The 14,658-nt window shown below is 54.5% G+C and carries 16 protein-coding genes; 10 read left to right on the top strand and 6 right to left on the bottom strand.

The features are described from left to right. Positions 1 to 285: 285 nt before the first annotated feature. Together RG807_RS16610 and RG807_RS16605 are read right to left on the bottom strand one after the other, a co-directional pair. Positions 286 to 993, bottom strand: coding sequence for a 3'-5' exonuclease (locus RG807_RS16610; protein ID WP_309045878.1), 708 nt, complete (start codon positions 991 to 993; stop codon positions 286 to 288). A gap of 17 nt (positions 994 to 1,010) precedes the next feature. Then, positions 1,011 to 2,927, bottom strand: a complete 1,917-nt coding sequence (locus RG807_RS16605) for a putative nucleotidyltransferase substrate binding domain-containing protein (protein ID WP_298446734.1) — start codon at positions 2,925 to 2,927, stop codon at positions 1,011 to 1,013. A gap of 199 nt (positions 2,928 to 3,126) precedes the next feature. On the opposite strand from RG807_RS16605, the gene smrA reads away from it, so the two are divergent. The 9 genes from smrA (at position 3,127) to RG807_RS16560 (ending at position 10,779) form a co-directional block, all read left to right on the top strand. Next, positions 3,127 to 3,708, top strand: a complete 582-nt coding sequence (gene smrA / locus RG807_RS16600) for a DNA endonuclease SmrA (RefSeq protein ID WP_309045877.1) — start codon at positions 3,127 to 3,129, stop codon at positions 3,706 to 3,708. Between the two features lie 73 nt (positions 3,709 to 3,781). Then, positions 3,782 to 3,973, top strand: a complete 192-nt coding sequence (locus RG807_RS16595) for a hypothetical protein (RefSeq protein WP_309045876.1) — start codon at positions 3,782 to 3,784, stop codon at positions 3,971 to 3,973. Between the two features lie 117 nt (positions 3,974 to 4,090). Then, positions 4,091 to 4,585 carry a (2Fe-2S)-binding protein gene (locus tag RG807_RS16590; protein ID WP_309045875.1) on the top strand — a complete coding sequence of 165 codons (495 nt, stop codon included), beginning with the start codon at positions 4,091 to 4,093 and terminating at the stop codon, positions 4,583 to 4,585. Position 4,586: 1 nt separating this feature from the next. Then, positions 4,587 to 6,791, top strand: coding sequence for a xanthine dehydrogenase family protein molybdopterin-binding subunit (locus RG807_RS16585; RefSeq protein ID WP_309045874.1), 2,205 nt, complete (start codon positions 4,587 to 4,589; stop codon positions 6,789 to 6,791). After that, positions 6,784 to 7,806: an XdhC family protein gene (locus tag RG807_RS16580; RefSeq protein WP_309045873.1), complete on the top strand. Its 1,023-nt coding sequence runs from the start codon at positions 6,784 to 6,786 to the stop codon at positions 7,804 to 7,806. Before RG807_RS16585 ends, RG807_RS16580 begins: the two co-directional genes overlap by 8 nt. A 4-nt stretch (positions 7,807 to 7,810) precedes the next feature. Continuing rightward, on the top strand, positions 7,811 to 8,437 hold the full coding sequence (locus tag RG807_RS16575; protein ID WP_309045872.1) for a methylthioribulose 1-phosphate dehydratase: 627 nt from the start codon (positions 7,811 to 7,813) through the stop codon (positions 8,435 to 8,437). Continuing rightward, positions 8,434 to 8,994 (top strand): 1,2-dihydroxy-3-keto-5-methylthiopentene dioxygenase, encoded by a 561-nt coding sequence (locus RG807_RS16570; protein ID WP_309045871.1) that lies wholly within the window; start codon positions 8,434 to 8,436, stop codon positions 8,992 to 8,994. The genes RG807_RS16575 and RG807_RS16570 overlap by 4 nt, the downstream gene beginning before the upstream one ends. Beyond that, complete coding sequence (mtnC, locus tag RG807_RS16565; RefSeq protein WP_309045870.1) at positions 8,991 to 9,683, top strand: acireductone synthase; 693 nt, start codon at positions 8,991 to 8,993, stop codon at positions 9,681 to 9,683. The genes RG807_RS16570 and mtnC overlap by 4 nt, the downstream gene beginning before the upstream one ends. A 40-nt stretch (positions 9,684 to 9,723) precedes the next feature. After that, positions 9,724 to 10,779, top strand: coding sequence for a DUF3080 domain-containing protein (locus tag RG807_RS16560; protein ID WP_309045869.1), 1,056 nt, complete (start codon positions 9,724 to 9,726; stop codon positions 10,777 to 10,779). A 40-nt stretch (positions 10,780 to 10,819) separates the two neighbouring features. Here RG807_RS16560 and tfpB read toward each other — a convergent pair whose 3' ends face one another. From tfpB to arsC, 4 genes are read right to left on the bottom strand one after another with little or no spacing between them, the layout of a single operon-like run. Further along, a complete protein-coding gene (gene tfpB, locus RG807_RS16555) occupies positions 10,820 to 12,649 on the bottom strand; it encodes a type IV pilus assembly ATPase TfpB (protein ID WP_309045868.1) in 1,830 nt (609 codons plus the stop codon). A 29-nt stretch (positions 12,650 to 12,678) separates the two neighbouring features. Further along, a complete protein-coding gene (locus tag RG807_RS16550) occupies positions 12,679 to 13,038 on the bottom strand; it encodes a DUF2069 domain-containing protein (RefSeq protein ID WP_309045867.1) in 360 nt (119 codons plus the stop codon). A 53-nt stretch (positions 13,039 to 13,091) separates the two neighbouring features. Then, positions 13,092 to 13,697: an NAD(P)H:quinone oxidoreductase gene (gene wrbA / locus RG807_RS16545; protein ID WP_309045866.1), complete on the bottom strand. Its 606-nt coding sequence runs from the start codon at positions 13,695 to 13,697 to the stop codon at positions 13,092 to 13,094. Positions 13,698 to 13,727: 30 nt separating this feature from the next. Then, positions 13,728 to 14,081: an arsenate reductase (glutaredoxin) gene (gene arsC, locus RG807_RS16540; protein WP_309045865.1), complete on the bottom strand. Its 354-nt coding sequence runs from the start codon at positions 14,079 to 14,081 to the stop codon at positions 13,728 to 13,730. Positions 14,082 to 14,164: 83 nt separating this feature from the next. On the opposite strand from arsC, the gene RG807_RS16535 reads away from it, so the two are divergent. Further along, positions 14,165 to 14,617 (top strand): TlpA family protein disulfide reductase, encoded by a 453-nt coding sequence (locus tag RG807_RS16535; RefSeq protein ID WP_410804568.1) that lies wholly within the window; start codon positions 14,165 to 14,167, stop codon positions 14,615 to 14,617. Positions 14,618 to 14,658: the final 41 nt, after the last annotated feature.

Here is a 14,658-nt window from a genome sequence, read left to right as displayed (position 1 = left end):
CCAGACAATCAGGCTCCCAAATATTAAGCGAAGGTTCGCCTTCCAGTACTTTTCAGCATCGTAGCTATGACCTGACATTAGGATTACTCCTGTCTTGTTGTTTGTCTGCAGTGGGTATTTGGTGAGCTGAGAGAGCCAGAGAGATTGTTATTCATATTAGTATTTCCCCTACTTGTTCTCTTGGCTGACTCTACCGGTAAGGTGATATATAGATATTGGCAAAAAGTCTAATTATGAGTAAAGAGTGGCAGCAGACGTCGGTTTTAGAAGGGATTATCGGCGAGATCACACACCATGAATGCTTTGTAGCCGGCGGTGGTAGCGTAGTTTGTCGTGCAACTGTTTTAGAGTTTTCAGACCGCTTTTGTTGGCCCTGTTTAGCGCGATGAGGGTTAGCTCGGCGGTCGCCAGGGCGTCTGAGGCCGCGTGGTGCCTTGCACTGACCTCAAGGCCAAAAAAGTCTGCCCAGTGATCAAGCCCCTTGCCTCCGGTGAGGGCGTCCGGAAAGAATGCAGGTAACAGATCTGCCACATCCATCCAAGTGTGGTTTCGGGTATAGCCGAGCTCAGCTTTCAGGGTTTTCTCCAAAAACTTTTGATCAAATGCAGAGTGATATGCGAGCACCGGATCACCATTCATCCATTCCAGCAAAAACAGTAATGCGTCCTCGGTTTCGTGGCCTTGAGTGAGAGCTTCTGGCCCAATACCGTGAATCAATACTGTCTCGGTAATGTCCAGTTCAGGGCGCCTCAAAATCAGATCAAATTGGTCGCTGAGATCTATAGCCCCTCCGTTGATGGCGACTGCGCCGACTGCGATGACTTCATCCTTGCCAGCATTTAAGCCGGTGGTCTCGAGATCCAGAACGATCAGGCGACACTCTGAAAGGAGCTGATCCCCCGGGGTTTTGGGAGTAGGCGTATTCTCTGGGGCAATGCTGCCCGATTGACCAGCGCGATGGCGTGCAATCCACTGTTTGATCTGTTCCAGCATGGGGCAGCGGCCTGAATTCAGAGTTGATAGGTAACTTCGAGTTTCTGTTGCAGGCGTTGGGCCTGCCGGAAAGACTCGCGGAGAATCCGCCTGTCCAGCGGGTTCAGATCGTCCGGATCGATGTAGTTGGTGAGCTCTTCTCCTCGTTCCAGCATTTCCTGGTGGGAACGCATGCGAATGGCCTGTATAAGGCTGTAGGCGTCTTTCCATGCGTTGGCATCCTTGATGTCAAAAACGCCTGCTTGGGCAAGATCGTCCATTCTTTCAAGTGTGTTTGCGCTTTTGATTCCATTAGCCAGCGCAAACACGCGCACTGATTCTACGAAGGGCGCAAGGCCTTGGCGCTTCAAATCCAGACTGCGCTTGTTACCGTCTGTGACATAGCGAAAGTTGCGAAACATGGTTAGCGGCGGTTTTCTCTGAAATGCGTTGCCTGCCAGCATTTTCTGGAACAGCGCGTTCTTCTGGATTCTCGAGAGCACTTTTGCAAGGAGCTCATCCAGGGAATCTGTTGGGCCAAAAATAGCTCTCATATCCAGGAAAATGGATGAATACACAAGGTTTTGTGGGGTGGAGGCATCTATGAATCGGATGAACCAATCATCCCATTCGCGGTCGCTCAAACACAGCTTGGGGTTGCTGGCCATGATGTTGCCCTGGCACAGAGTGAATCCGCACTCCGCAAGCTCATCGTTAACGGTTCGGGCAAACGGCAGTAGTTTTTCACGTACCTGATCTTCCGTCATTCCATCGGGTGTCTGGAAAAGAATGCCGTTATCCTGATCGGTCAGCAGGGTTTGCTCTTGCCGGCCCTCACTGCCAAATGTGAGCCAGGTAAAGGGTATTCCCGGGTCGTTTTTCTGGATGTTCAGTTCAAGCACGCGCCGCACAGTAACGTCGTTAAGCGTGGTAATGATCTTTACAACTTGCCCGGAATCGGCACCGTGGGCCAGCATGGCATCCACCAGTCGCGAAACGTCGGTACGCAGGCTGACCAGAGTTCTCAAATGGGTAGCGGTGCCAATGGTCCTGGCAAGGCTGACCAGATCGACCCGTTGCAGGGAAAACAGGTCACGTTCCGACACCATTCCAATCAGGCAATTGTTCTCGTCCACCAGGCACAAATGCGAAAAATGGTGCTCTGCCATCAGCATGGCTGCCGCAAAGGCATCTGCAGTTGCGGGGAGGCAACAGGGGCTTTTCGTCATGATCTGGCGCACCGGAGCGTCCAGAGAGCAGGTGTCTTCTGCAATCATGGTGCGTAAGTCCCGAAGGGTGAAAATTCCTGCGGGATGTCGGTTGTCATCGGTGATGACAATGCTGCCAACGTTGTTTTCATGCATGAGGGCAACCGCTTTGCGTATGGGCAAATCCGGTGTGCATACAATCGGATTGCGAAGCGCATAACGGTCAAGAGGCGTGCTCAAAGATATGCTGGACCCCATGGAGACCATGGCGCCGGTTTGTATGCGCTGGTTTACCTGGTCAAGCAGGCTGCTGACACCGCGCAAGCAGAAATCACGAAAGGGTTCACTTTCGGAAATCAGTGTAATAAAGGCATCCTGTTCGATGCTAAGGCAGAAGGTGTCGCCGGCCGCGCGGTGCAGTGTTCGGGTCGGTCGTTCGCCCACAATGGCCGCGAGGGGAAAGCATTCTCCAATGCTGATTTCAAACGTGGTTTCTGTTTTATCTGCTTTCTCATTATGGCGCTCTCCACGAATCCGCCCCTGTTTTACAACGTAGAATCTGTTAACAACACCATCTTCGGCCGCAAGAACAACATCGCCATCGGCATAGAAACGCAGCGTGGAATGTTCTGCAAAGTGGGCAAGGTGGTCATCATCCATATTAGAGAAGGGGGCATGTGCTTGCAGGAAGACCATAATGGAGCGGGTATTCTGCGGGCGACTGTTGTCCTGATTTGCTGCTGCCATGGCCAATCCGCTCATTCGTTATTATCGTGAGTTTACAGTGTAGATCACTGGCGCGCGTGCCCACCTTACGATTTTGGTCGCACCTGCGACCGATCATTGGATGCTTGGGGGCAGGTACAGTCAATCCTCCGACTTTCTTTATGGAAAGTGTGGCGGGTGGTAAGGTTCCCTCATTCTGCAGGTTATTGAAAGCACGACCATGACTACCAAAAATGATCGCCTCAGCTTTCTTGAGGAAATGAAAGACGTTCGGCGCATTCGAAAGCCTAATCGCGCTGAGATAACGACGCCCCGTGAATTGACGCCCGGTCATTTGGAGCGTCAGCGATCTGCCGTGGAAACAACGTTCAGAGACGCAAATCCACTAACCTCCGACATAGTCGAACCCTTAACCGCGCACGACATTCTCAGTTGGCAGCGCCCCGGGATTCAAAATGGCGTCTTCCGTAAGCTCCGGCTTGGGCAATACCCGATCGAGGCAAGGTTGGATCTTCACCGGATGACGGTTGAGCAGGCCCGAAAAGAGGTTTTCCAGTTTATTGAGGATTGTGTCCGCTATGGCCTGCGGTCGGTCATAATTCTTCACGGCAAAGGCGAGCGGAACCCTGATGGAGTGGCGCAGCTCAAAAGCTATCTTGCCAAGTGGTTGCCAGAACTCTTGGCTGTAATGGCGTTCCATTCGGCCCAAAAGCGCCATGGAGGGACCGGGGCGGTATATGTCATGGTGCGCAAGAGCGACAGGGAAAAGCAGCATAACCGGGAGTTGTATGGGACAAGTTAGCACTATGCGCTTTGTTTCGTGCCCTGAGGACTGAAATCAGCTCCACACCCCAAACTGAACTGAGGAGTTTTCGATGAAAAAAATTGCACTGATAATGTTTGCGGTTGTCGCGCTGGTGGGATGCAAAGACCGTGTGATCTGGGATGACAAAGGCAAAATTGAAGAAAAAACCCAGAATCGTGAGATTTGGGATTCGAAAGGCAAGATGGATACAGATGACCGTGAAGTGTGGGTCAATAAAGATGGCGAGGAAGTTGTGAAGTAACGCCTATGCATAAGGCAATAAAGCAGTTTTCTGGTACATAAAACAAGAAGCCTGAGTAGTGCATCTGGAGATTACGCTTGAATAGCACGCCGGGACAAACAGCGGGAGAGAACAGGCATGGCACTGAGCCTTACAGTTAACGGCGAGCAGCGGTCGCTGGATGTTGAGGGTGATACCCCCCTATTGTGGGTATTACGTGACGAGCTCGGGCTTAAAGGCACCAAGTTTGGATGTGGTGTGGGGCTTTGCGGTGCCTGCACTGTGCACCTGAATGGGCAGCCAGTGCGTTCCTGTTCAACACCGGTAGAGGTGGCTGCTGGTGGTGAGGTGACTACCATAGAAGGTTTGGCGGAAGATGGTCAGTTGCACGCCCTGCAAAAAGCATGGATTGCAGAGGGGGTGCCCCAGTGTGGCTATTGCCAGTCTGGCCAGATAATGAGTGCTGCACATCTTCTTGCAACCAATCCGGCGCCTGCCCGGGACGATATTGTTGCAGCCATGACCGGTAACCTTTGCCGTTGTGGCACCTACTCTCGAATCATTGCCGCAGTTGAGTCAGTGGCAGGAAGTTCTCTGGCATACGATGCTTCTGTCGCTGGAGGGGAAAACTGATATGGCGATGAACCGACGTGATTTTCTCAAGGTAAGTGCTGGTGCTTCTGGTTCGCTGATGCTATCGCTCTCACTTCCAGGATGCTCCGGAATGCCAACCGGTTATAAGGAAGAAACGGGTGAGTGGAAGCCTGACGCCTGGCTCGAGATAACAACGAGTGACGAAATACACTTTACGCTGGCTCGAGTGGAAATGGGGCAGGGCACCTATACCGGCCTGACCACTCTGATTGCAGAAGAGCTGGAAGTTGACCCGGAGGCGATCACCCCCAGATTTGCGCCTGTGGCACCGGAATATCGCAACCCCTTGTACAAACTGCAGCTAACAGGTGGCAGCACAAGCATCTCAACCAGTTGGGAGCCACTGCGTACCGCAGGAGCCTCAGCTCGACAAATGCTCATTATGGCAGCTGCCAGGGTCTGGAATGTGGATGCGGATAAGTGCACCGCACGCCAGGGCCGGGTATTTCACCCCAATGGTCTGGATTCCGTGCGCTACGGGCAGTTGGTAGAGCTAGCCTCCAAAGAGGTTATTCGCGGAGATGTTGCACTGAAACCTGCCAGTGAGTGGAAGTACATTGGTAAGCAGCGAGGCAGACTTGATGCCCGTGCAAAGTCCACAGGCACCGCAGTTTACGGCATAGATGTTGAACTCCCGGGCATGGTTTATACCGTGGTAAGCCGGCCGTCCCAGCACGGTGGCCGTGTAAAGGCTTTCAATGAAAGTGAAGTTCGCGCCATGCGGGGTGTTCTTGATGTGTTTGAGATTGAGCGCGGCGTGGCTATTGTTGCTGACAAGTACTGGCGTGCCCGAAAAGCTCAGAGCGCGTTGAAAGTAGAATGGGACAACTCGGATGCCTTCTCGCTTTCCACTAGCGAGGTGTTCGCTTCCTACCGAAAGGCAGCCGACAAAGATCGCGGCAAGTCAGAGCGTAGCGAAGGCGACTATGAGGGGGCTGTAAAAAAGGCCGGTAAGGTATTTGAGGCAGAGTACAGCCAGCCCTACCTGGCCCACTCAACATTGGAACCGATGAATGCCACGGCGTGGTACAAAGGTGACAGTATTGAAGTTTGGGCACCTACACAGGCTCCGGATCTTGGCCGAATTGCAGCGGCTCGGGTAACTGATCTTTCCCCAAGTGACGTCACGATTCATACCACGTTTCTCGGTGGAGGATTCGGTCGTCGTTTGACTCAGGATTTCATCGAAGAGGCTGCAGCAGTTGCCTATCGGGTGAAAAAGCCGGTGAAACTGATCTGGTCGCGGGAAGAGGATACGCAGCACGACCTGTACCGCCCGGCTATGTTGCACCGGATGCAGGCTAGCCTTGAAGCTGATCAGCTGACTGGCTGGCACCATCAGATCGTTGGTCCCCAGTTGCTGGACTGGTATGTGCGTAATGCCGCGCCGGCCCAATACCCTTGGGCGCCCAAGTTCATGTACGACACCCTGGGCAAGGTTGGCTTGCTGGCCGAAGGGATAGCGACCCCCAAGGACATGTCTGCAATTGAGGGGGCTATTGAGTACCCCTACAACGTAGAGAATCTTGATGTTCGACACACCCATACCGACCCCGGCGTCCCTGTCACTTTTTGGCGATCAGTGGGTTACTCCCATAACGGTTTTGCCGTTGAAACCTTTATGGATGAGCTGGCACACGAAACTGGAGAAGATCCCTATCAGTTCCGTCGCAAGCTATTGAAAGGCCAGCCCCGGCACTTGGACGTCCTCGACAGGGCTGTGCGAATGGCAGGCTGGGATACCCCGGTTCCGGAAGGTCGCGGGCGAGGCATAGCGTTGTTCAAAAGTTTTGGAACCTTCGTGGCGCAAGTGGTCGAAGCCGGCATCGAGAACGGTACCATCAAGGTATACAAGGTGGCCTGTGCCGTGGACTGCGGCCAAGTGGTGAACCCGCGCATTGTGGAAGACCAGATTGAAGGCGGGATTATTTTTGGCCTGACCGCAGCACTCTACGGCGAGATAACCTTCGAGGGTGGCCAGGTGCAGCAGAGCAACTTCCACGATGTTCAGTTGATGCGGCAGTACGAGCGGCCAGAAGTAACGGTGGATATAGTGCCGAGTACCGAATCGCCAACCGGTGTTGGCGAGCCAGGGGTGCCGCCGGTTATCCCGGCTTTGGGCAATGCGTTGTTCGCACTGACCGGCAAACGCCAGCGCACCTTGCCTTTGAAAGCAGATGCCTGACGCACCAGCACCACAGATGACCAGTGGCCATGAATCGGTAGTCAATGATGTTTTGTCATGGCTTGAGCAAGGCAGGCGGGTGTGGCTCTGCACTATTGTGGAAACCTGGGGCTCATCGCCCCGGCCCGCCGGGTCCTGGCTTGCGGTTAGTGATACAGGGCAGTGGAGTGGTTCGGTGTCTGGCGGCTGCCTGGAAGAGGATCTTCTACGTCGAACTGTGGCAGAGGGCACGGATTACCCGGTGGTCGTGGACTATGGCATTACCGACGGTGATCGTGACAATTTCCGGCTGCCCTGTGGCGGCCGCATCCGGTTACTAGTGGAACCCTTGGGCACCGCATCGAGCGTAAGCGGCGCGCTAGAGCATGTGCGGCAGTTGGCGGAGTCCTTGAGGAGCCGCCAGCCCGTAGCTCGGAGAGTCAGTCTGCAAGGCGTAGTTGAACTGGAGTTACCGGAGCCAGCCGCTCAGCCAGGTATTGTGTTTAATGGTGAAGAGCTGCTCCAGACACTGCAGCCGGAGTGCAGGTTACTGCTGATAGGGGCAGGAGAGGTGGCGCGTTATGTGGCGGAATTTGCGACTGCTGCGGATTTTACCGTAACCCTTTGCGAGCCGCGGGAGGCTTTTTCCTCTGGTTGGGGGTACCCGCACCTGCCACTCGACCGGCGCTTGCCAGATGATCTGGTCGCCGAGTGCTTTAATGATAGCTGGTGCGGAGTCTTGGCCCTGGCCCATGATCCGAGAATAGACGATATGGGCCTGCTGGCGGCCTTGCAGTCGTCGGCATTTTACGTAGGTGCCATGGGCTCTAAAAGAACCTCTGACGCCCGGCGGGAGCGGTTGTTGTCGCTGGGGCTTGGTGAGGCAGATTTGCAGCGCCTAAGGGCACCGATTGGCATTAACATTCCCAGTAAAACCCCCGCAGAAATTGCCATTTCTGTTGTTGCTGATCTGATTGCAGCACGGCATCATTTGCGAATAACTCACGAGCCATGCGCTTCACATTCTGGAAAGTAAAACCGTGTTTGATGTAAACCAATACGCTGTTGTTGCCGAATCCATCGCAGATGCCGGGCGTTTTCTGTACGAGCGGGGCTGGTCTCCGGCCACAAGCAGCAATTACTCTGCCCGAGTAGACCAGGATCATATTGCCATTACAGTGTCCGGTCGCCACAAAGGGCAACTGGGTGCGGGTGATGTCATGGTGGTCGATCTTCAGGGCAGGCCGGTACAGAGTAACAGCCGCGCCTCTGCAGAAACCTTGCTGCACACGGCGTTGTATCAGGTATTTCCGGATGCTGGCGCGGTTCTTCACACGCACTCTGTTAATGCAACGGTGCTAAGCAGGTTGGTGCCAGCAGGGGAGCTTCTGACATTTGATGGCTACGAACTGCAAAAGGCGTTTGATGGCGTGGAAACCCACGAGACAGCGGTGACGGTTCCGGTTTTCGATAACACCCAGGATATTGAAACTTTGGCCCAAGATACCCGAGAGTGGTTCCTTGAACACCCTGAGCAACCCGGTTACCTGATTCGCGGGCACGGGCTGTATACCTGGGGTAAAACCATGGCGGATTGCCTTCGGCATGTGGAGGCCTTTGAGTTTCTTTTCGAGTGTGAGCTTGCAACCATGAGGGTTAGCCCATGACGACTTTGAGTATTTTTGACGCACATAACCCGGAAGCTGCGCCGGCAATCACCCATGATCCAGGTGAGATAGCCGCTCAGCTGAACAGCAAGGGTGTCCGTTTTGAACGCTGGCCCACCCAGAACCTGCCGGCGGATGCAGCACCGGAGGAGATTCTGGAAGCCTACAGCGCTGAAATCGCGAAGCTGAAGGCCGAAAGCGGTTTTCAGACTGCTGATGTGATCAGTCTGAACCCGGATAACCCCCAGAAGGAGGCTTTCCGGAAGAAGTTTCTGGATGAGCATACCCACTGCGAGGATGAAGTGCGTTTTTTCGTTCGTGGTCAGGGCATATTCTATCTGCATCTTGGCGATCAGGTGTTTGCTGTTCAGTGCCAGAAGAACGATCTGATCAGCGTGCCTGAAGGTACTCGACACTGGTTTGATATGGGGCCGGAGCCGGAGTTTACCTGCATCCGCCTGTTTACCAATCCTGAAGGCTGGGTCGCGGACTTCACCGGGGACAATATTGCCGGGCAATTACCGCGCTATGAAGCTCTGGAAGGAGAGGCCGTATGATTCGGGTGATTCTTACCGACATTGAAGGCACAACCAGTTCCATTTCCTTTGTGCACGATGTGCTGTTTCCCTATGCTGCCGAGCACCTGCCGGAATTTATCCGCGAACATTGGGATAGCCCGGAAGTGTCGAAACAACTGGATGGAGTGGCAAAGGAATCCGGTGCAGATCGCGAGGATGCCGGGGCATTGATCGACGCACTGCAAGGGTGGATTCGTGAAGACCGCAAGGCTACATCGCTCAAGGCGCTTCAGGGCATGGTTTGGGAACAGGGCTACCAACAAGGCGAGCTCAACGGCCATATCTACGAAGACGCCGCCCAATACCTGCAGCACTGGCACGACCGTGGTCTGCGTTTGTACGTTTACTCGTCTGGTTCGGTGAAAGCCCAAAAACTTATTTTTGGTTTTACCACGTCTGGCGATTTCACACCGTTTTTCTCTGGTTATTTCGACACCCGGATTGGTGGAAAGAGAGAGCCGGAAGCTTACCGGAACATTCTTGAGGAGCTCGGCGTAGAGGGCGCTACTGTCCTGTTTCTGTCGGATGTTGAGGCTGAACTTGTGGCAGCAGAGGCCGCAGGTATGAAAACTGCCTGGTTGATCCGGGATGGTGATTTGCCCGAAACAGAGCGTTTTGTCGCCCGGGATTTCGCCGAGGTGGACGCTGCCCTGCTGCTGAAGCGGTAGTCGTTCGCCCGCGAGCACAAGCGGGTGCCGGGAGGTAAATATGTTTGCAACCCGATCTGCCAGACTACTTGTCTCCACGGCAATCATTTTTCTGCTTGCCGGGTGCAATCCATTCTCCAATGCCCGCCCCATGATGGACGAATACGTGGAGCGGGTTGGTCGGGTTCTGGACACAGAGCCAGAGCTTTCAGAGATTCCTTCAGCAAGCCCTATTCCCAGACGCCGTAACCGCGTACTGCCAATGCCCGAGCTGGAGCTGGGCATGTTGGATTTCCTGTCGCTGTACGGCTGCGAGCTGCAGTATGTGGTGGGGGAGAAAAACTCCGTGATGGGCAAGGTTATGCAGCCCCTGAATCGCTTGCGCTATGAGGTGCGCTTCATCCAAGCAGCTGCAGGATGCTTGAAAACGGTGGAGGATGAAGAGCTTCAGGATGTTTTAAATCAGGCTATTGCCAGCAAGCGTGAGTCACTGCCAATAGCCATCTGGAACGCTACCTGGGGCTTGGACGAAGTAGAAACCCTGTTCACGCTCGCCAAGGGCGAGTATCCGGTTGGGGCTGAATATCCTCTCTCGGACCTTGCCCGGGATGTCCGTCAGTTAAACAAAACCGTGGCAGCGCTTCTCGATCAGAACCTTGATGTAGATCTGGGCTTCTGGGGTAACGTGCATCAGCGCTGGCAAGCGGAATATAGGGCAGGGCAACTCATCAACAGCAGCAAGCTGGTCGCTACACGCCTCGACGATGCCACTCACCTGATCCAACAGCGGTTGGTTAGCCGGCCACTCTGCTTCAACGGCAAGCCCAACAGCCAATCGGATATCGTTCAGGGCATGTTTTTCAGTATCTACATAGGAAAAGTTCAGCCCTATCTGGCCGACTTGCGACGGGCTCGTAGGGATTTGATCGAACCTTTAACCGAGCTGGCGGAAATGCAGGCAGAGGTAATGCCTGCAGACTTTCGTGAGTGGCGACGCTCAGCGCTTGCCCTTGAGGGCGTGGAAAGTGTGTGGGCGAACCTGGATCGCGCCGTGGAGAGGCATACCAAAGCCTGGCAGTCTTTGCTTGAGCAGTGTGGGCTTAGACCCGGAGCATAGGGTAGAGCCTCCCTCACTTGACCGTTAGCTTACTGCAGCATCAGCGCTGGCTTGCCGGTGTTACCCTGAGTATTTCTTCAACGGTGGTCAGGCCGCTGGCCACTTTCTGGGCGCCGCTCAAACGCAGCGACTTCATGCCTTCGCGGTAGGCGTCCAGCCGCAACTGCTCCAGCTCGCAGTGGTCCGTAATCTGGCTTGTCAGTGCACCGGAAAGCGTCATGATCTCATACACCCCGGCACGGCCAAGGTAGCCGGTATTGCGGCACTCCAGACAACCCACGGGTTTGTGAAACTCCTTTGGTGGCGGAGCTTTCCAGGGCTTGGTTAGAGTCTGCCATGCCTGGAGGTCAACAGGCGCTGTTGCTTTGCAGTGCGAGCAAAGTGTTCGAACCAGACGTTGGGCCATAACGCCTAACACGGTTGCGCGAATCAGGTAGGGCGGTATGCCCAGCTCCATCATTCGCGTCAGCGCACTCGGAGCGTCATTGGTGTGCAAGGTAGAAAGTACCAAGTGCCCGGTTAGTGCCGCCTGCACCGCCATTTCGGCGGTTTCCAGATCACGGATTTCACCAATCATGATGATGTCTGGATCCTGTCGCAGCAGAGCCCGGACGCCCGATGCAAACGTCAGATCGATATTGGTTTGAACCTGCATCTGGTTGAACGCAGGCTCAACCATCTCGATTGGGTCTTCGATGGTGCAGACGTTCAGTTCGGCAGAGGCGATTTGTTTCAGTGTGGAATACAGAGTGGTGGTCTTGCCTGAGCCTGTGGGGCCTGTAACCAGAACAATTCCATGGGGTTTCGAAGTGACTTCCTGCCAGCGCTCCCGGTCTTCGCGGTTGAATCCCAGTTGTTCGTAGGATTTCAGAAGTACATCCGGGTCAAATATCCGCATCACCATTTTTTCCCCGAATGCCGTTGGCATGGTGGCCAGGCGCAGCTCGACTTCGCTGTTGTCGGGTTTGCGGGTTTTCAGGCGACCATCCTGTGGGCGGCGTTTTTCAGCAACGTTTAATCGCCCCAAAATCTTCAGCCGGCTGGTAATGGCCATGCCCACATGCTCTGGGAATTCGTAAACACTGTGCAGCACGCCATCAATACGGAAACGGATATGAGTCAGGGTGCGGCGTGGCTCAATGTGAATGTCTGATGCGCGTTGGTCGAACGCGTATTGCAGCAGCCAGTCCACGATGCGCACAACGTGCTGATCGTTGGCATCGGCACTATCACTGGCGCCTAAATCCAGTAGTTGTTCAAGGTTCTGCTGGCCAGCCTTATTGGCGGGGGCCTGGCCACCACTTGCTTTGTTTACGGAGTTTGCGAGCTGGTAAAACTCGACGGAGTATCGGCGGATGTCTTCCGGGTTCGCCACCACCCGGCGGATATCCTTACGCACGGCCTGACGAAGATTGCCTTCCCAGTCAACTTTGAAGGGCTCTGCACTGGCCACAAGGATTTCGTCCTGTCCAATCTCAACTGCGAGAATGTCATGGCGCTGGGCGAATGCGTAAGACATGACACGGGCAATCGCGGGCGTGTCTATCTTCAGGGGATCGATATGGTAATAGGGTTGGCCAGCCCAATCTGCCAGCCACTTTGTGAGTCGCTCAAGATCCAGAACCTTGCCGCTTTTATCACTGGTGAGTGCCGCGATAGCCACAAGCTCCAGCGGATGGCGCTTCGCTGTGTGGCTGCTGGCGGCACCAAGATTGGCGGAAAGCACCCGTTCAGCGCTCTCCTGACCAATTTCACCATCGGTGACCAAAGCTGTACAGATATCCCGCAACGTCAGAGTGCTGCGCGGAGGCGCTGCCAGCTTCGATTGAAGTGTCGGGGACGTCTGCTCTGTTTTAGTGGAGTTGGGCATAAGGTGTCACTTTCCGGTAATGGAGCATGTCAGCCTGTAACTGGCCGGTTCACTTTCAAATGAACCATCGCCATGATGAATAGCAGGAGCGTGAGTACCATAAGAACAACGTGGTCGGGTGCGCCTTGGCTTAGCCATGATGAAACAACGGCTTGAGTAAAGTAAAAAATCACCACAAAGGCTAACCAGATATATCCACGATTGTTGCCACGGAACACGGGGACAATCAGTGCTAGCAGGGGAATCAGCTTGACAGATAGAATCAGGGCAATGGAAACCCCCTCGATTGGTGCCGGGTAGAAGGTTGTAATCAAAAGCGTTGCCAACACGGCCAGATAGAGAAATTGGGTTGCTTTCGCAGTGTGCCGGGCTTTGGGGTTATGGAGCATTGTCAGATTCCAGAAAAGTATAAAGAGCTTTGCGTGGCATAGCCGTGTTCGTATCAATCAGCCAGTTTGAGCGCCAGTTTTGCCAGGCGCTCACCGAAGAGTTGGCAAAGTGCCTTCTCATGGTTGCTCAGGGGTTGCTGCTCTCCGGTGCCGGCCCAGTGCGAGGGGCCGTATGGTGTGCCTCCGGTTGTCGTCTTACTCAGGTTTTCGTCTGTGTAGGGCAAGCCGCACAACACCATGCCGTGATGAAGCAGGGGGATCATCATGGTCAGGATTGTGGCTTCCTGACCACCGTGCAGGCTGCCAGTTGACGTAAATGCTCCCGCTGGCTTGCCGACGAGCGCGCCGTTCAGCCACAGATCGCCGGTTGTATCCAGAAAGTGTTTAAGTGGTGCTGCCATGTTGCCGAAGCGGGTAGGGCTGCCGATGGCCAGCCCGGCACAATTGGCGAGATCGGACTTGCTGACATAGGGGGCTCCCGCATCGGGAACCGCTGGTAACGATGCCTCAGTGTCAGGTGAGACTACAGGAACAGAGCGCAGCTTTGCCTCAATACCGCCCACCCTGGCGACCCCGCGGCCTATTTGGCTGGCCAGCTCTGCGGTCTGCCCTGTGCGGCTGTAGTAGAGAATCAGAATATACGGCAGTTGCTCTGGCACTTTGGTTTCCTTAAAACGGTGGTCATGTAACTAAAGAATTTTGAGTACGTTTTCAGGTGGTCGGCCAACGGCGGCTTTACCATTGGCAAACACAATAGGCCGTTCAATCAGTTTCGGGTTTGCTACCATAGCAGCAATCAGCTGTTCGCGGCTCAGATCCGGGTTGTCCAGGCCAAGTTCCTTGAATTCACTTTCGCCGGTACGCATGAGCTCGCGGGGTTGGCGGTCGAGCGCGTCAAGGATATCGGAAAGCTCCCGCTCTGTTGGTGGCGTTTCCAGGTAGCGTATAATCTCCGGCGCAATACCCCGGTCTGTTAGCAGTTCAAGTGTCTGGCGAGATTTTGAGCAGCGCGGGTTGTGGAAAATCCGAATGGGTTCTGTCATGTTCGTGCCTGTTTGTTGAAATGGAGCCGCAATAGTTTGTGGCGAGCAGTCTAACAGGAGGTTTTCCCTTGCAGAACCCTGTCATTTCCCGGTTGCCGCGGAGAGCAGTCGTTACCGTTGCCCTGTTTGTAATAGCTTTGCTGGCAGGCTGTCAAAAAATTGAGCTGGAAAGGGCGGAAGGCACAAAACTGGCCTGGAGCGACCTGCGGGGCCAGTGGGTTTTGGTGAACTACTGGGCCGAGTGGTGCAAGCCCTGCCTGGAAGAAATACCGGAGTTCAACGAACTGGACAATGCCCCTGATATTACTGTGCTCGGGGTTAATTTTGACGGCGTGAAGGGTGAGCAACTGGTTGCTCTCGGCCAGCGCATGGGTATTGAGTACACCATGCTTGCAAACGACCCAGGCCCTGAATTTGACTGGCAGCGCCCGGTTGCCTTGCCAGCAACCTTTGTTGTGACCCCCGACGGAGATCTTCTGGAGGCCCGTTTTGGTCCCCAGACAGAAGAAGATATACGTGCATTGATTGGCGACTGATTGCTATAGGCATTTTAAAGAGGCCTTTTCAGGCGCCGTTA

The organism is Marinobacter sediminicola (genome assembly GCF_031157525.1).
Classification (GTDB): Bacteria; Pseudomonadota; Gammaproteobacteria; order Pseudomonadales; family Oleiphilaceae; genus Marinobacter; species Marinobacter sediminicola.
Note: the sequence above shows the minus strand (reverse complement) of the source record. Positions and strands in the feature narration are given on the sequence as shown.